We start from the raw sequence: 16,748 nt of genomic DNA on the forward strand, positions 1-16,748 counted from the left end.
CGCGGCGGCCCGTTGCGCGACGCGGCCTTAAACCGCGAGCGACGCGAACGCGCCACGCGCGGCGTCGAGCGTTGCGTCGAGCACGGCGTCGTCGTGGGCGCTGGACACGAACCCCGCTTCGAACGCGGACGGCGCGAAGTACACGCCGGCATCGAGCATCGCGTGGAAGAACGCGTTGAAGCGCTTCGTGTCGCCCTTCGCGATCTGCGCGAAGCTGCCCGGCACCTGATCCATGAAGTACAGGCCGAACATGCCGCCGATCGAGTCGGCGCAGAAGGGCACTTTGGCTTCGCGCGCGACAGACGTGAGGCCGTCGACGAGCTTGCGCGTCTTCTTCGCGAGGTCGTCGTAGAAGCCTTCGCGCTGAATGATTTGCAGCGTCTTTAGGCCCGCCGCCACCGCGATGGGATTGCCCGAGAGCGTGCCCGCCTGATAGACGCCTCCGAGCGGCGCGAGATGCGCCATGATGTCGCGTCGTCCGCCGAACGCCGCCGCCGGCATGCCGCCGCCGATGACCTTGCCGAGGCACGTGAGGTCCGGCTTGATGCCGTACACCTGCTGCGCGCCGCCGAGCGCGACGCGAAACCCGCACATCACTTCGTCGAAAATCAGCACGGAGCCGTACTCGTTGCAGCGTTCACGCAGCGCGTTCAGGAACTCGGGTGTCGCGCGCACGAGGTTCATGTTGCCCGCGACCGGCTCCACGATCACCGACGCAATCTCCGCGCCGAACGCCGCGAATGCTTCGTTGAGCTGCTCGACGTTGTTGTATTCGAGCACCGTCGTGTGCTTTGCAATGTCCGCGGGCACGCCCGCCGACGTCGGATTGCCGAAAGTCAGCAGGCCCGAGCCCGCCTTCACGAGCAGGCTGTCCGCGTGGCCGTGATAGCAGCCCTCGAACTTCACGATGCGGCTGCGGTTCGTGAAGCCGCGCGCAAGACGCAGCGCGCTCATCGTCGCTTCGGTGCCGGAAGACACCATGCGCACCTGTTCGATGGACGGCACGAGCTTGCAGATTTCCTCCGCGATTTCGATTTCCGCTTCGGTCGGCGCGCCGAACGAGAAGCCGTCGGCCAGCACGCGCTGCACCGCTTCGAGCACTTCCGGGTGCACGTGGCCGACGATCATCGGCCCCCACGAGCCGATGTAGTCGATATAGCGTTTGCCTTCGGCATCCCAGAAGTACGGGCCTTGCGCGCGCTCGATGAAGCGGGGCGTGCCGCCGACCGAGCGAAACGCCCGCACCGGCGAATTCACGCCGCCGGGGATGGTTCGCTGAGCGCGTTCGAAGAGGGCTTGGTTCTTGGACATGGAGAAGGCCTGCGCTGAAAGTGGATGCAAGACACGCGACCGGCTTGCGCGGCGAAAGACGCCGCCCGGCGCGATGAAAGCACGGCGCCGATGCGCGTCCGGTGCGACAAGTGTTGCCTGAAATTGTACCGGACTCGTTGACGGGGAGCCGGTTACTGCTGGCGCGTTCGCGCGGGCTTGCGCGGCGGCGCGTCGTCGGCTGCGCGGGCCTGGCGCGCGCTCGCTTTGCTCGGCACTGCGGGAACGGTGGATTGGCTCAACGCGGGCGGACGGCCGCGCCGGCCGGTGCGCTCGGTCCAGAGCTTTTCGAGCGCGCCCTCGGCCATCGGCTTGATGAGCGTGCCGGAGCTTTGCGCATCCCACGTCTGCACGGAGAACGGATGCGCGCGCAACTCGTCGCGCGTGACGACGACATGTTCATGTGCATCGACGAGCCAGTCATACACGAAGTCGATGCACAGCCGATACCCGCGCTTCGACTGCGCGTCGGGCACTTCATACGGCGCGCGCGTCACGTAGCCCGAGCCCAACACGCCTTTCGGTTCCTGCGCCACGCGATGCACGAACACGCGATCGCCCGGCATGAGGCCGCGCGCGGTGCCGCAGCCCCAGACATCGGCGACGGCTTCGCCTGCCGCCACCCGGCGCGCGATCTCGGGCAATTCGGGCCACGGCCACTTCTTCGGGCTCCAGATCAGCAGAAAGGCGGTCATCGTGTCGAGGAAAGGAGGGAAGGGCGGAAGCGGTGAGCTTAGCGTACCCGGTCAAACCGGGGCGTCGCGTACAATGGCCGCTCGCTTCGAACGCTTTCTCCGATAGCTGCAACCACCACGACGGGCCACGCAGCGCTCGTCTTCATCCTTGCACACTCGATGTCAGACACTACCCGCCGCCGGCCCGATGGCCGGCTGATCCTGTTGCTCGGCGCGCTCGCCGCATGCGGTCCGCTGTCCATCGACATGTATCTGCCGAGCCTGCCGTCGCTCGCCGCCGCGTTCGGGACGAGCCCGGCCGCCGCGCAAAGCACGCTGACGAGCTTCATGTTCGGCTTCTCGTTCGGCATGCTGCTGTACGGCCCATTGTCCGATGCCTACGGCAGGCGGCCGATTCTTCTGGGCGGCATCGCGCTGTACGCGCTCGCGAGCATCGCGTGCGCGACGGCGTTCTCCATCGACGCACTCGTGTTCGTGCGCTTCCTGCAGGCGCTCGGCGCGGGCGCGGCGTCGGTGCTCGCGCGCGCCATCGCCCGCGACGCGCACGCGCCGACCGACGCCGCCCGCGTCCTGTCGATGCTCTCCATCGTCACGTCCATCGGCCCGTTGCTCGCGCCGCTGATCGGCGGGCAACTGCTGCTGCTCGGCGGCTGGCGTGTGGTGTTCGTTGCGCTCACGCTCTTCGGCACGCTGTGCGCGGTGACCGCGTTCCTGCGCGTGCCCGAAACGTGGCCGAAGGAGAAACGCGCGGGCGCGGCGCTCGGCACGTCGTTCGCGGCATACGGGCATCTGCTGACCGATACGGTCACGTGGGGCCATGTGTTGTGCGGCGGCATGGCGTTCGCGTCGATGTTCGCGTATATCACCGCGACGCCGTTCGTCTACATCGACTATTTCCACGTCAAGCCGCAGCATTACGGGCTTTTATTCGGGCTCAATATCGTCGGGATCATCGGCGGGAATGTGCTCAACACGAAGCTCGTCGGGCGCGTGGGCGCGATGAAGATGATTTCCGGCGCGGCGTTCGTCAGCGTCGTGGCGGCCCTCGTGGTCGCGCTCGTCTCGCTGACGGGCTGGGGCGGCTTGTGGTCGATCGTCGCGAGCCTGTTCTTTGTCGTCGGCGTGGTCGGCCTCTTGTCCGCCAATTGCACGACCGAACTCATGCACCGTTATCCGCGCAACGCGGGAGCGGCGGCCGCCGTCTTCGGCGCGATGCAGCTCGCGCTCGGCGCGCTCGCGAGTCTCGCCGTCGGCCTCTTTCACGACGTCTCGCCGCACGGCATGGGCATCGTCATCGGCACGTGCGGCGTCCTGACGTTCGCCGGGCGCACGCTCGTGATGCGCTCGCACGCGGCGCCCGTGCGCGTCTGAAGTCAGGCAGTGACGCGGCGCGTTGGGCGAAAAAAAACCTCGCGCGATGGCGAGGTCAATCTGGGTCAAAGGTGTTTCAACTCGACTCATGCCGCCTTGGGTCAGAAGGCCGCGCGGTCGAGCCGTTTTAGTGGGCAGTATTCGTCCGGGTCAAAGGTGAATACTCGCTCGATTCGGTTTGGGCGATAGGCGTCTCCTCCTGTCGAGAATCGGGTGCCTGGGTCAAAGGTGTTCCCGATCAGTTCGTTTCGGTCGAAAAGTCAGTCAAACCATTCCCGTTGCCGCGAACCTTCTGTCGAGGAAGGCGTTTCGCCGGATCAACAAGGAATGGTTGAACTATAGGCGGGCCGTAAGCTCGGCTATATCGAACGAATTCGAATCGTAAGAGAGCGACGCTTTTTCACCGAAACACGCCGTTGCGCCGCGAGCGGATCACCGTGTCGGCGGCAGCGGCCCGACAACCGAAGCGAGAAACGTGAACGCCGCCGCTTCGGCCTGCGCGACCGCTTCCGGCTCGACGCCCGCGCCGTGGCCGCCTTCGCCCGTTTCCTGATACCAGACGTTGTCGTGGCCTTGCGCCTGCATCTTCGCGACCATCTTGCGCGCGTGGCCCGGATGCACGCGGTCGTCGCTCGTCGATGACGTGAAGAGCGCCGGCGGATAGACGGCATCCGCCTTCACGTTCTGATACGGCGAATAGGCCATCAGATGCGGGAGATCGGCGGCGTCGTCCGGATCGCCGTATTCGTCGATCCAGGATGCGCCTTGCAAGAGCGTGTGAAACCGCGCCATGTCGACGAGCGGCACCTCCGACAGCACGGCGCCGAAGCACTCCGGCCGCTGCACCATGCACACGGCGGTGAGCAGGCCGCCGTTGCTCGCGCCGCGAATGGCGAGCTGCTTCGCCGTGGTGACGCCGCTCTCGACGAGCGCCTGCGCCACCGCGACAAAATCGTCGAACGAGACTTGCCGGTTCTCGCGCAGCGCCGCCTGATGCCATTGCGGACCGAACTCGCCGCCGCCGCGAATGTTCGCCACCGCGTACAGGCCGCCGCGCTCCAGCCACGCGATGCCGGTCGTCGCGTCGTATTGCGGGTCCAGCGCGACTTCGAAGCCGCCGTAGCCGTAGAGCAGGCACGGCCGCGCTTGTTGCGGCGTCTGCGCATCGACATCGCGGCCGATCAGCCAGTACGGAATGCGCTCGCCGTCGGGCGCGATCGCATGACGGCGCACGGCGGTGAGCCCGGACGCGTCGAACTGCGCGGGCAGACGCGCGAGCAAGGCCCACGGGGCGTCGCTGGCAAGATCGGCGTGATAGAGCGACGGCGGCATCAGAAAGTGCTCGACGTGGATGAGGACCGTGTCGTCGCGCTCGCTGTCGATGGAATCGACATAGCTCTGGCTCGCGTCCGGCAACGCAAACTCGCGCGATTGCCACGCGCCGTCGCCATCCGCGGGCGGACGCCAGAGCGTGACGCGCGGCGTGCCGTCGTCCATTTGCGAGACGATCAGCCATTGTTTCGTGAAGTCGATGCTCGCCAACACGCGCCGCTCGGCGGGCGTAAAGAGCGCGGTGAAGTTGCGCGAGCCGTCGAGAAACGCGTCGCGCCGGATCACGGTGAGCGAGCCTGCCGCGTGACGCCGGCCGCCCACGTTCCATTGCTTGCGCGGCGTGACGAAGAGCCAGCCGTTCCAGTGCTCGATCTCGACGTGCTGAGGCAGGTCGTACTGATGCCATTCGTTCGCGGTTTCGTCGAGCCAGAAGTGCAGCGTGTCGTAGAACGTCACGGCGCGCGACGCGAGATGCAGCTTTTCGAGCGGATCGTAGTCCGCGCCCGCCGATACGTCGCGGCGCGCGCCTTCGAACACGACGGGCGCATCGGCGAGCGGCGTGCCGCGCTTCCAGCGCCGCGCCTGACGCGGAAAGCCCGACGTCGTGAGCGCGGGCCGCGCGCTCGTCTTGCTGTCGTCCCAGCCGACATAGACCGTATCGCGGTCGATCCACGAAATGTCGTGCTTGCCGACGTCCGTCAGCGCGAAGCCGTCTTCCACGAAGCGGCGTTCCTGGATATCGAACTCGCGCACGATGCACGCATCCGATCCGCCCGGCGACAGCGAGACGAGCGCGCGGTCATAGCCGGGGTAGAGCATGTCGAAGTCGGCGAGCGCCCAGCGCGTGTCGTCGTGCTCGTTCGTGTTCAGGTCGAGCGCATCGACATCGAGCACGATGTCCCATTCGGGCGTGCCGGCGAGCCACGCGCTCCACGGCGCGCGGCGCACGATGCCGAGCGGATGCGCGTCGTCCTGCCACGTGTTGTAGGCCCAGTCGCCGTAGCGCGAGCAGGTGACGATGCGATCCTGCGACGTGTACGCCTTCTCGAGCCGCGCGGCGAGCGCGCGCGCGTCGGGCGTTTCGCCGAAGGCTGCTTCGGTGCGGCGATTCTGGGCATCGATCCAGGCTTGTACGCGGGCGTCGTCGAGCGATTCGAGTCCGATGAAAGGATCAGGGTTGTCGGCTTGCGGCCAGAGAAGGGAAGGGTGATCGGAAAGAAGGGACATGGCGCGGCGCATTCAAAAGCGAAACGCTGATTGTGCCGCATCGGCGCGACCGCGCCATCAAACAAAAAGCCGCGCACGAGGCGCGGCTTGGAAGCAGATCAGCAACGACGGCGCTCAGGCCAGCCGCTCTTCCGTCTTCGGGTCGAACAGCACCGCCTTCGACACATCGAACAGCAGCGTCATGTTCGACAACGGCTGCGGATTGCTCGCCGGGTGCACGCGCGACACGATGCGCTTGCCGTTCACCTGCGCGAACACGAGCGTGTCCGGGCCGGTCGGCTCGATCACGTCGACGCGCACGTCCATCGGTTGCAGGCTCGCATCTGCGACGTCGTGCGCGCTGCGCGCGTCGGTGATGCGCTCCGGGCGAAGGCCGAGCACCACGTCCTGACCGATCCTGCCGCGCAGCTTCGCGGCATCGAACGGCAACTTCAGCACGTTACGCGCGACGCCCGTGTCCAGTTCCAGGCCGACGCCCGCGCCGGCCTCGACCAGCTTGCCGCTGATGAAGTTCATCGGCGGCGCGCCGATGAAGCCCGCCACGAACAGGTTCGACGGCGAATCGTAGATTTCCTGCGGTGCCCCGAACTGCTGCACGATGCCGTCCTTCATCACGGCGATGCGGTCGCCGAGCGTCATCGCTTCGATCTGATCGTGCGTCACGTAGACGATCGTCGTGCCGAGGCGCTGATGCAGCAGCTTGATTTCCGAGCGCATCTCGATGCGCAGCTTCGCGTCGAGGTTCGAGAGCGGCTCGTCGAAGAGGAACATCACCGGATCGCGCGCGAGCGCGCGGCCCATGGCGACGCGCTGACGCTGACCGCCCGACAGTTGCCCCGGCTTGCGGTCGAGCAGGTGGCCGATCTGCAGCGTCTCGGAGACGCGATCGACGATCTTCTTCTGCTCGTCCTTCGGCACCTTGCGAATGTTGAGGCCGAACGAGATGTTGTCGCGCACGCTCATGGAAGGGTAGAGCGCGTACGACTGGAACACCATCGCAATATCGCGGTCCTTTGGCGAGAGGTTGTTGACCGTCTTGCCGTCGATCTGGATCTCGCCCTTGGTGACGGTCTCCAGCCCCGCAATCATGTTGAGCAGCGTGGACTTGCCGCAGCCCGAGCCGCCGACGAGGATCAGGAACTGTCCGTCCTCGATGTCGATGTTGACGCCCTTGAGAACCGGCACCCCGTTCGGGTAGGTCTTGTACACGTCACGGATGGAAAGGCTTGCCATGCTTGATTCCTCTATGTTGTCTCTTCAGCGGGAAGCGCGTTCGTTGCGCTCAACCCTTCACCGCGCCCGCCGTCAGGCCGCGCACGAAGTAACGTCCTGCGATCATGTAGACGAGAATCGTCGGCAAGGCCGCGATGATCGCGCCCGCCATGTCCACGTTGTATTCCTTCACACCCGTCGACGTATTGACGAGGTTGTTCAGCGCCACCGTGATCGGCATCGAATCCACGCCCGAAAACACGATACCGAACAGGAAGTCGTTCCAGATCTGCGTGAACTGCCAGATCAGGCAGACCATGAAGATCGGCAGCGAGACGGGCAGCAGGATCTTCGTGAAGATCATGAAGAAGCCCGCGCCGTCGATGCGCGCCGCCTTCACGAGTTCAGCCGGAATGCTCACGTAGAAGTTGCGGAAGAACATGGTCGTGAACGCGATGCCGTAGATCACGTGCACGAGCACGAGGCCGCTCGTCGTGTTCGACAGTCCGAGGAAGCCTTGCAGCCGCGCCATCGGCAGAAGAATGGCCTGAAACGGGATGAAGCAGCCGACGAGCAGCATCGTGAAGAACGCGTCCGCGCCGCGGAAGCGCCAGTGCGTGAGCACGTAGCCGTTGAACGCGCCGACGATCGACGAGATCAGCACGGCCGGTATCACCATGCGCACGGAGTTCATGAAGAACGGCTCCATGCCGTCGCAGCGCACGCCGGTACACGCTTCCTGCCACGCCTTCACCCACGGCGCGAGCGTGAAGTGCGTGGGCGGCGTGAGCAGGTTGCCGGTGCGAAGCTGGTCCAGGTCCTTGAACGACGTGGACAGCATCACGTAGATCGGGAACAGGAAGTAGAGCGCGAAAAGAATCAGCACCGCGTAAATGACGGCGCGGCTGATCGTCATCTTAGGCTGCATTGCGAGTGCTCCTCGATTCCAGATACATGAGCGGCACGAGAACCGCGACGACCGTGGCGAGCATCATCATCGACGAAGCGGCGCCGACGCCCAGTTGTCCCCGGTTGAACGAGAACGTGTACATGAAGATGGCCGGCAGCGACGACGACGTGCCCGGTCCGCCGGCGGTCAACGCGACGACGAGGTCGAAGGTCTTGATCGTGATGTGGCAGAGAATCAGCAGCACCGAGAAGAACACCGGACGCATGCTCGGAATCACGATCTTGCGGTAGATGGTCGGCAGCGTCGCGCCGTCCACTTGCGCGGCCTTGAAGATTTCGCTGTCCACGCCGCGCAGGCCGGCGAGGAAAAGCGCCATCACGAAGCCGCTCGATTGCCAGACCGCCGCGATCACGACGCAGAAGATCGCCTTGTCCGGATCGCCGAGCCAGTTGAACGTGAAGCTCGTCCAGCCCCAGTCGTGGAACACCTTTTCGATGCCGAGGCCGGGGTTCAGAATCCATTGCCACGCGGTGCCCGTCACGATGAACGACAGCGCCATCGGGTACAGAAAGACCGCGCGCAGCGCGCCTTCGTTGCGGATTTTCTGGTCGAGCAGGATCGCGAGGAAGAGGCCGAGGGCGACGCAAATGGCGATGAACGGAATGCCGAACCAGCCGAGATTGGCGGCGGAGGTCCACCAGACGTCGTTGGCGAAAAGCTGCCGGTATCGGTCGAAGCCGGCGAACTCGTAGCGCGGCATCAGTCGCGATTCGGACAGCGACAGATAGCCTGTCACGGCAATGAAGCCGTAGACGAAGACGAGCGCGATCACGATGCTGGGAGCGAGCACCAGCTTGGGAATCCAGCGATCGGCGAGCGCCGCCGTGGGCGAAGCGCGGCGAGGCTGGTGCGGACTCTTTTCCGCGGTACCGCTGAGGGAGGCAGTCACAACTCGACTCCTGGAAGATGCGCCGGCGCTTAGATTGCGCCATGACGCGCTTGAATGACGCTGACTTGCGCGCGCGGTGCGAAGGTGTGCTTTCGGATCGGCTGACTTCGGCACGACCGGCGCTTGGTACGACGTTATGTGACGCTTCTGTGGCTCGGGCGGCGGGCGGCCGTGCTGCGCCGCCTGCCGCCCGTCACGCTGCTACGTCCTTACTTCGTCTTGGCGGCGTTCGCGAGCGCCTGAACCGCGCTCTTCGAATCCTGCGACGAATTCATGAACTTCGTCACGACGTCGGTCATGGCGCCCGCGACAGCGTCGCCCTGAGCCATGCCGTGCGCGAGCGACGGAACATAGCCGCCCGACTTGATCGCCGTCTGTTCATCAGCGTAGGACTTCTTCGCGCAGTCGTCGAATTTGTCCATCTTCACGCCGAGACGCACCGGGATCGAGCCCTTGTTCAGGCTGAACTGTTCCTGGAAGTCCGGCGACATGATGGTCTTCGCGAGCGCGAGCTGGCCCGGCGTGGCCGTCTTCTGGCCCTTCTGCTGGAAGAACACGAACGAGTCGACGTTGAAGGTGTAGGCCTTCTCCGTGCCCGGCACGGCGGCGCAGACGTAGTCCGTGCCGGCCTTCTTGTTCGCGCCGGCGAATTCGCCCTTCGCCCAGTCGCCCATGAACTGCATGCCGGCCTTGCCGTTGATGACCATCGCGGTGGCGAGGTTCCAGTCGCGGCCGGTGCGGCCGCTATCGAAGTAGCCCTGGATCTTGCGGACGGTGTCGAACACCGAGACCATCTTGTCGGAGGTCAGCGTCTTCTGGTCCAGATCGACGATGGCCTTCTTGTAGAAGTCCGCGCCCTGCGACAGCACGACGTCTTCCCACAGCGTCAGGTCTTGCCACGGCTGGCCGCCCATCGCGATCGGCATGATGCCCGCGGCCTTCATCTTGTCGGCCACCTGGAAGAACTCGGCCCAGGTCGTCGGGACCTTGCCGCCTGCCTTGTCGAGCGCGGCCTTGTTGATGTACAGCCAGTTCACGCGATGCACCGAGAACGGCGCGGCGACATAGTGGCCGTCAGCGTGGATGATCTTGTCGATTTCCGGCGGCAGGTTCTTCTTCCAGTCGCCGGCGACCGAGTCGATCGGCACCAGCACGCCTTGCTCCGACCATTCCTGGATCAGCGGACCCTTGATCTGAGCCGCCGACGGCGCGTTGCCCGAGATCACCTGGGTCTTCAGCGCGGTCATCGCCGCAGCGCCTGCGCCGCCCGCGACCGCGAAGTCCTTCCACTGATAGCCCTGCTTGGTCATGTCGTCCTTGAGCACGCCGACCGCTTTCGATTCGCCGCCCGAGGTCCACCAGTGCAGCACGGAAACAGCCTCGGCAGCCTGAACCGCCGACGCCGTCGCGCCGCACAGAAGACCTGCGGCGCACAGCGCGCCCATGAGCTTACGGACTTTCATTGTTTATCTCCTCCAGCACCTGAACAAGTAACGAGTGGCCCCTGATGTCGCCAGGAAGCGTTGAAAAAAACGGTGGTTACACAACGGCAATGCTTGGGTGGCCGTGGCTCGGGTGTCGGGGGTGTCGGCGGAGAAGCGCGCCACGCGGGCGATGCATGCGCGCGTGCGAAGCCGGCAGTCCGATATCCGATAGTCGGCCGCTCGGCTCTCAAGAGATGAGTAGGTCAAATCGCAACGACTGTCTCCTCTGCGAGCCGATGGCGTCATGCCTGTGCCGGCCCATGCTAGTGATTGCTTTTGATTTTTACCCGCGCACACGAGCCGCGATTGCAACGCGGAACGAGAGGGCGCAGGCGCGAGGCGGTACACGTGCGAAACGCAGCCGGTGCATGGAAGCAGCGATTTCCGGTCTTCGCTAACATGAGTACGCGGTCGCCTTAGGGAAAACACTCAGCTTCTGATTGACAAGCCATTTTTTTCCCGGGTGACATTTCCTCTTGATTTGGATTGTAGTTAAACTACAATTCAGTGTCAAAAAAAATTTTGTCGAACTACGGTACCCTTTCGTTCGACGTCCCACCGACTTCACAGACGGCCTCAAAACCCATGGAAAGCGACTCGAATTTCATCTTCGTGCTCTTCGGCGGGACCGGCGACTTGTCGATGCGCAAGATTCTTCCGGCGCTGTTCGAAGCGCACCGGGCGGGCATGCTGGCCGCGTCGGGCAAGATAGTCGCGGTGGCGCGCGGCGCGCAGGCTCCGGGCGAATACCTCGCGTGGGTCGAGGAACACGTGAAGCCTCATGTGTCGAAGAAGGGCCTCGACGAGACCGCGTGGCGCAGCTTCCTGGAGCGCATCGAATACGTGCAGCTCGATCTGGGCCGCGCGGAAGACTTCGTGGTGCTGCGCGACGCGCTCGCCAAATACGACGGCACGCGCGTGTTTTATCTCGCGACGGGGCCGTCGCTCTTCGTGCCCATCTGCCGCGCGCTGTCGGAAGTCGGCCTGAACCAGAACGCGCGCATCGTGCTTGAAAAGCCGCTCGGCTATGACCTGAAGTCGTCCAACGCCATCAACGACGCGGTCGGCGAGATCTTCCAGGAAGAGCAGATCTACCGGATCGACCACTATCTCGGCAAGGAGCCGGTGCAGAACCTCTTGGCACTGCGCTTCGGCAATGCGCTCTTCGAGCCGTTGTGGCGGCGCGAATGGGTCGAGAGCATCCAGATCACCATTGCGGAAGAACTCGGCGTGGAAGCGCGCGGCGACTTCTACGACAACACCGGCGCGTTGCGCGACATGGTGCAGAACCACTTGCTGCAACTGCTTTCCATCGTGACGATGGAGCCGCCGCATTCGATGGATTCCGACTCCGTGCGCGACGAAAAGCTGCGCGTGCTGCGCGCGCTGAAGCCAATCGACGAGCGAGACATCAGCCGCGTCGCCGTGCGCGGGCAGTATCACGCGGGCGTGATTCGCGGCGCATCGGTGCCCGCCTACGCAACGGAAGCCGGCGTGCGCCCCGACAGCAACACGGAAACCTTCGTCGCGCTGAAAGTCGAGATCGAAAACTGGCGCTGGGCCGGCGTGCCGTTCTTCCTACGCACCGGCAAGCGCCTCGCGGACCGCGTCGCGGAGATCGTCGTGAATTTCCGGCCCGTGCCGCATTCGGCGCTCGGCGCAAATGCGTTGCGCGCGGGCGCGAACCGGCTCGTGATCCGCCTGCAGCCGAACGAGACCATCCGCCTCTACTGCCTCGCGAAGCAGCCGGGCGAGGGCATGAATCTCGCAAGCGTCCATCTGGACCTCGCGTTCGACCAGTTCTTCAAGGAAGGGCAGATGGAGGCGTACCAGCGGCTGTTGCTGGACGTGATCCACGGGCGGCTCGCGCTCTTCGTGCGTCGCGACGAGCAGGAAGCCGCGTGGCGCTGGGTCGAGCCGATTCTGAACGCGTGGGCGGCGTCGACGAACAAGCCCAAGCCGTACGCGGCGGGCACGTGGGGGCCGGCGGCGTCGAGCGCGATGCTCGCGCAGCATGGCACGTGCTGGCTGGAAGAAGAGAATTGAGGGCGTCGCGCTGACGCCTCCATTCAGAGAGACGCCGCGCGGGACGCCAGCACACAAGACCGCTTCGCGGGCCGTTCGCGGCTTCGCGGCATAAGGCGGGTCGATAAACCAAGACAAGCAGGATGGAGGAGCAGTGATCGAGCTTCGCACTTTCGACGACCCGCGCGCCCACTCGGACGCGCTGGCGAAGGCCGTCAGCGACGCGCTTGCCGCGTCGCTCGCGGCCAGAGGCGCCGCATCGGCCGATGCCAGCGCAGCCGCATCAGGACAGTCCGCTCATGCCACGCTCGCCGTGTCCGGCGGCACGAGCCCGCGTCCGTTCTTGCAGACGCTCTCGCACGAGCCGCTCGCGTGGGCGCACATCGACGTGACGCTCGTCGACGACCGCTGGGTGCCTGAAACCGATTCCGCGAGCAACGCGCGCCTCGTGCGCGAGACGCTGCTGCAAGACGCGGGCGCGGCCGCCTACTTCCTGCCGCTCGTCGATACGTCCGCCACGCTCGACGCGCACGTCGCCGCGCTCAACGCCGACGCGCGCCGCCGTCTGCCGGATGTCGCCGTGCTCGGCATGGGCGAGGACGGCCACACGGCGTCCATCTTCGCGGACGCGCCCGAATGGGACTTCGCCATTTCCACGCAGGACCGCTTCGTCGCCGTGCATCCGGGCAACGCGCCGCACGCGCGGGTGAGCCTGTCGATGTCCGCGCTCAAGCAGGTGAAGCAGCTTTTCCTCTTCATCTCCGGCCAGAAGAAACTGGACGTGCTGAACGCGGCGCTCGCCGCGCGCCAAAAGAATGCCATCTCGACCCTGGCCAACGATGAAGGAGTGAAGCTCGATGTCTACTGGTGTGCATAAGGCCGCGCCGGCGGCGAGCCACGCCGATGGACCGAGGCTGCTCGCCGACATCGGCGGCACCAACGCGCGCTTCGCGCTGGAGACGGCGCCCGGCGAAATCGGGCAGATTCGCGTGTATCCGGGCGCCGATTACCCCGGCATCGCCGAAGTCATGCAGCAGTATCTGAAGGACACGAAAGTCGGCCGCGTGAATCACGCTGCGATCGCGATCGCCAATCCGGTGGACGGCGATCACGTGAAGATGACGAACCACGACTGGAGCTTTTCGATCGAAGCGACGCGCCGCGCGCTCGGCTTCGACACGCTGCTCGTCGTCAACGACTTCACCGCGCTCGCGATGGCGCTGCCCGGTCTCACCGATGCGCAGCGCGTGCAGGTGGGCGGCGGCGCGCGCCGGCAGAACAGCGTGATCGGCCTTCTGGGTCCGGGCACGGGCCTGGGCGTGTCGGGTCTGATTCCCGCGGACGATCGCTGGATCGCGCTCGGCAGCGAAGGCGGCCACGCTACCTTTTCGCCGTTCGATGAAAGCGAAGACCTCGTCACGCGCTATGCGCGCCGCAAGTTCCCGCACGTGTCGTTCGAGCGCGTGTGCGCGGGGCAGGGGCTGGAGCTGATCTACCGCGCATTCGCGGAGCGCGACAACGTCGCGGTGGCCGACACCTTCACCGCCGCCGACGTCACCACGCGCGCGCATCAAGGCGAGGCGCTCGCGCTCGAAACGGTGAACTGCTTCTGCGCGATCCTCGGCACGTTCGCCGGCAACATCGCGGTGACGCTCGGCGCGCTGGGCGGCATTTATATCGGCGGCGGCATCGTGCTGAAGCTGGGCGAGCTCTTCCACAAGTCGCCGTTTCGCGAGCGATTCGAGTCGAAAGGGCGTTTCCAGCAGTATTTGTCCGGCATTCCGACTTACGTCATCACCGCGGAATATCCGGCGTTCCTCGGCGTCTCCGCGATTCTTGCCGAGCAGTTGTCGAATCGCGCGAACAGCGGATCGTCGGCGGTGTTCGAGCGCATTCGCCAGATGCGCGATGCGCTCACGCCCGCCGAGCGGCGCGTGGCCGATCTCGCGCTGAATCATCCGCGCTCGATCATCAACGATCCGATCATCGACATCGCGCGCAAGGCCGACGTGAGCCAGCCGACGGTGATTCGCTTTTGCCGCTCGCTGGGCTGTCAGGGCCTCTCCGACTTCAAGCTGAAGCTCGCGACGGGTCTCACCGGCACGATTCCGGTGAGCCACAGCCAGGTGCATCTCGGCGATACGGCCACCGACTTCGGCGCGAAGGTGCTGGACAACACCGTGTCGGCCATCCTTCAGCTGCGCGAGCATCTGAACTTCGAGAACGTCGAGCGCGCGATCGACATTCTGAACGGCGCGCGGCGCATCGAGTTCTATGGCTTGGGGAATTCGAACATCGTCGCGCAGGACGCGCACTACAAGTTCTTCCGCTTCGGCATCCCGACGATTGCCTACGGCGATCTGTACATGCAGGCGGCGTCGGCGGCGCTGCTCGGCAAGGGCGATGTGATCGTGGCCGTGTCGAAGTCCGGGCGCGCGCCGGAACTGCTGCGCGTGCTGGAAGTGGCGATGCAGCAGGGCGCGACGGTCATCGCGATCACGTCGAGCAACACGCCGCTCGCCAAGCGCGCGACGGTGGCGCTGGAGACGGATCACATCGAGATTCGCGAGTCGCAGTTGTCGATGATCTCGCGCATTCTGCATCTCGTGATCATCGACATCCTGGCGGTCGGCGTGGCCATTCGCCGCGCGGCGCCGCAGCCGGGTGCGAAGATCAGCGAGACGGTCGCGCAAGCCCGCGAGTCCAGCGACGACGAAGCCGCCGCCGTGCTCGACTGGCTGAGTCACGGTGCGTCGGGCATGGCGAAGGAATAACGCCCGAGCAGTGCGAATAAAAAGGGCCGCCGATGCGAATCGGCGGCCCTTTCTATGATGCTTGTTGAGTCAGACGCGCTGCTTAGAACGAGTGCTGAATGCCCGCGTACACGCCCGTCTGGCTGCGGCCGGGGAACGGATTGTCCGTCGACGCAGCGGTGCCGAAGCTGTTCGCGTTGAGGCCGTAGTTCGCCGTCTTGCTGTTCTGAACGGTGGCCACTTGCAGGTCGAACAGAGTGCGCTTCGACAGATTGTACGAGCCACCGACGGTGTACATCGTCGCGTTGCCTGCGCCGTTGTTGCCGTTCACGTGATAGACAGCAGCCGTCAGCGCCGCGGCCGGCGACGCCTGCCACGTCACGCCGCCCCATTCGTGGTCGAGCGTGGTCGGCTCGCCCGGCAACTGGCCGGTCATGCCCGAAGAACGAATCGCCTGATAACCGGCCTGAACCTTTAACTGGCCGAGGAACACGTTGGCCATCGCGGAGTATTCGCGCGAGTAGGCGTAGACGCCTTGAGTCGTGCCGTAGCTGCCGCCGAGTTGACCGTTGGCCGGATTGCGGATCTCGTCGTACATGCCGCGAATCTGGAAGTAGGGCGACGTATAAGTGACGTACGCGCCTGCTTCACGGCCTTGCGGCGTCGTGCCGTTGCCGTTCCAGTTGGTCGCGTTCGAAAGCGCGTATTGGCCGTAGAAGTCGAAGCCCGCGAACTTGGGCGACTGGTACGAGATGTTGTTGCTCGATTGCGGCCAGTTGCGGCCACGCACCAGCGAAGCCGACGACCAGCTCGACTGGCCGAATGGATCGAAGTCCCACACGCCGTTGGACACGAACAGTTCGCGGCCGAGCAGCACGGTGCCGAAGCTGTTGTTGGCGATACCGACCGTCGCCCAGCGGTTGAAGAGGCCGCCGCCGCCGGGGCCCTGGCCCGTCATGGTGTTGAAGCTGCCTTCCAGCTGGAACACGGCGCGATTGCCGCCGCCCAGATCTTCGGCGCCCTTCAAGCCCCACAGGCTCGTGCCCCAGTCGCCGCTTTCGGCGCGGATGCGGCTCGCCGTGACGTTCTTCGCCGCCCCGGTCGGCACGCCGTTCATGTATTCGAGTCCCGCGTCCAGGCGGCCATACAGCGTCACGCTGCTTTGGGCATGCGCCGCCGCGCCGAACGTGAGCAGCGCCGCCGCTGCAAGCAAAGCCTTCTTCATCATCTCCTCCAACTCCTGTCAAAAGTGAATCAACTGCCGTTGGATTTTGAAGGAGAACTACATTTTCGGAGGGCCGGCTTTGTACTTTTGATTCAATTTGACAAACGCGGCAACAAGCCGCCGCATGCATGCGTCAGACGAGCCGCCAATAAAAAACGGTGCGACACCCTTTCGGGCACCGCACCGATACGCGCCTCTCGCAGCAGCGTGAAAACCTTATAGAACTATTCTTGGTT

General features: G+C 65.0%; 12 protein-coding genes. 4 read left to right on the forward strand and 8 right to left on the reverse strand.

Features of this window, described 5'->3' with window-relative positions:
- Positions 1 to 27 precede the first annotated feature (27 nt).
- Both hemL and LDZ24_RS03715 read right to left on the reverse strand, forming a co-directional pair.
- Positions 28 to 1,311: a glutamate-1-semialdehyde 2,1-aminomutase gene (hemL, locus tag LDZ24_RS03710; protein ID WP_248321657.1), complete on the reverse strand. Its 1,284-nt coding sequence runs from the start codon at positions 1,309 to 1,311 to the stop codon at positions 28 to 30.
- A 152-nt stretch (positions 1,312 to 1,463) separates the two neighbouring features.
- A complete protein-coding gene (locus LDZ24_RS03715; RefSeq protein ID WP_248321658.1) occupies positions 1,464 to 2,024 on the reverse strand; it encodes a hypothetical protein in 561 nt (186 codons plus the stop codon).
- Between the two features lie 159 nt (positions 2,025 to 2,183).
- Between LDZ24_RS03715 and LDZ24_RS03720 the strand changes: the two genes are divergently transcribed.
- Positions 2,184 to 3,395 (forward strand): Bcr/CflA family multidrug efflux MFS transporter, encoded by a 1,212-nt coding sequence (locus LDZ24_RS03720; protein WP_248321659.1) that lies wholly within the window; start codon positions 2,184 to 2,186, stop codon positions 3,393 to 3,395.
- Positions 3,396 to 3,827: 432 nt separating this feature from the next.
- Here LDZ24_RS03720 and LDZ24_RS03725 read toward each other — a convergent pair whose 3' ends face one another.
- The 5 genes from LDZ24_RS03725 to LDZ24_RS03745 form a co-directional block, all read right to left on the reverse strand.
- Positions 3,828 to 5,954, reverse strand: coding sequence for a prolyl oligopeptidase family protein (locus tag LDZ24_RS03725; RefSeq protein WP_248321660.1), 2,127 nt, complete (start codon positions 5,952 to 5,954; stop codon positions 3,828 to 3,830).
- Positions 5,955 to 6,068: 114 nt separating this feature from the next.
- On the reverse strand, positions 6,069 to 7,187 hold the full coding sequence (locus LDZ24_RS03730; RefSeq protein ID WP_248321661.1) for an ABC transporter ATP-binding protein: 1,119 nt from the start codon (positions 7,185 to 7,187) through the stop codon (positions 6,069 to 6,071).
- A gap of 49 nt (positions 7,188 to 7,236) precedes the next feature.
- Positions 7,237 to 8,094, reverse strand: a complete 858-nt coding sequence (locus LDZ24_RS03735; RefSeq protein ID WP_248321662.1) for a carbohydrate ABC transporter permease — start codon at positions 8,092 to 8,094, stop codon at positions 7,237 to 7,239.
- Positions 8,084 to 9,025 (reverse strand): carbohydrate ABC transporter permease, encoded by a 942-nt coding sequence (locus LDZ24_RS03740; protein ID WP_248321663.1) that lies wholly within the window; start codon positions 9,023 to 9,025, stop codon positions 8,084 to 8,086. Before LDZ24_RS03740 ends, LDZ24_RS03735 begins: the two co-directional genes overlap by 11 nt.
- A gap of 209 nt (positions 9,026 to 9,234) precedes the next feature.
- Positions 9,235 to 10,488 (reverse strand): ABC transporter substrate-binding protein, encoded by a 1,254-nt coding sequence (locus LDZ24_RS03745; RefSeq protein WP_248321664.1) that lies wholly within the window; start codon positions 10,486 to 10,488, stop codon positions 9,235 to 9,237.
- Positions 10,489 to 11,094: 606 nt separating this feature from the next.
- Between LDZ24_RS03745 and zwf the strand changes: the two genes are divergently transcribed.
- The 3 genes from zwf (at position 11,095) to LDZ24_RS03760 (ending at position 15,308) form a co-directional block, all read left to right on the forward strand.
- On the forward strand, positions 11,095 to 12,555 hold the full coding sequence (gene zwf, locus LDZ24_RS03750; protein ID WP_248321665.1) for a glucose-6-phosphate dehydrogenase: 1,461 nt from the start codon (positions 11,095 to 11,097) through the stop codon (positions 12,553 to 12,555).
- A 133-nt stretch (positions 12,556 to 12,688) separates the two neighbouring features.
- Entirely contained in the window at positions 12,689 to 13,411 is a 723-nt protein-coding gene (gene pgl / locus LDZ24_RS03755; RefSeq protein WP_248321666.1) for a 6-phosphogluconolactonase, read from the forward strand.
- Positions 13,392 to 15,308 carry a bifunctional transcriptional regulator/glucokinase gene (locus LDZ24_RS03760; RefSeq protein ID WP_206467803.1) on the forward strand — a complete coding sequence of 639 codons (1,917 nt, stop codon included), beginning with the start codon at positions 13,392 to 13,394 and terminating at the stop codon, positions 15,306 to 15,308. Before pgl ends, LDZ24_RS03760 begins: the two co-directional genes overlap by 20 nt.
- Positions 15,309 to 15,390: 82 nt before the next feature.
- On the opposite strand, the gene LDZ24_RS03765 is transcribed toward LDZ24_RS03760, so the two are convergent.
- On the reverse strand, positions 15,391 to 16,512 hold the full coding sequence (locus LDZ24_RS03765; protein ID WP_248322264.1) for a porin: 1,122 nt from the start codon (positions 16,510 to 16,512) through the stop codon (positions 15,391 to 15,393).
- Positions 16,513 to 16,748: the final 236 nt, after the last annotated feature.

The sequence above is a fragment of the Caballeronia sp. Sq4a genome (assembly GCF_023170545.1).
In the GTDB taxonomy this organism is placed as follows: Bacteria; Pseudomonadota; Gammaproteobacteria; order Burkholderiales; family Burkholderiaceae; genus Caballeronia.

What these genes read in the sequence shown, in the direction of transcription:
- hemL (WP_248321657.1), bottom strand. Translation starts at nt 1,311, where the DNA reads ATGTCCAAGAACCAAGCCCTCTTCGAACGCGCTCAGCGAACCATCCCC.
- LDZ24_RS03715 (WP_248321658.1), bottom strand. Translation starts at nt 2,024, where the DNA reads ATGACCGCCTTTCTGCTGATCTGGAGCCCGAAGAAGTGGCCGTGGCCC.
- LDZ24_RS03720 (WP_248321659.1), top strand. Translation starts at nt 2,184, where the DNA reads ATGTCAGACACTACCCGCCGCCGGCCCGATGGCCGGCTGATCCTGTTG.
- LDZ24_RS03725 (WP_248321660.1), bottom strand. Translation starts at nt 5,954, where the DNA reads ATGTCCCTTCTTTCCGATCACCCTTCCCTTCTCTGGCCGCAAGCCGAC.
- LDZ24_RS03730 (WP_248321661.1), bottom strand. Translation starts at nt 7,187, where the DNA reads ATGGCAAGCCTTTCCATCCGTGACGTGTACAAGACCTACCCGAACGGG.
- LDZ24_RS03735 (WP_248321662.1), bottom strand. Translation starts at nt 8,094, where the DNA reads ATGCAGCCTAAGATGACGATCAGCCGCGCCGTCATTTACGCGGTGCTG.
- LDZ24_RS03745 (WP_248321664.1), bottom strand. Translation starts at nt 10,488, where the DNA reads ATGAAAGTCCGTAAGCTCATGGGCGCGCTGTGCGCCGCAGGTCTTCTG.
- zwf (WP_248321665.1), top strand. Translation starts at nt 11,095, where the DNA reads ATGGAAAGCGACTCGAATTTCATCTTCGTGCTCTTCGGCGGGACCGGC.
- LDZ24_RS03760 (WP_206467803.1), top strand. Translation starts at nt 13,392, where the DNA reads ATGTCTACTGGTGTGCATAAGGCCGCGCCGGCGGCGAGCCACGCCGAT.
- LDZ24_RS03765 (WP_248322264.1), bottom strand. Translation starts at nt 16,512, where the DNA reads ATGAAGAAGGCTTTGCTTGCAGCGGCGGCGCTGCTCACGTTCGGCGCG.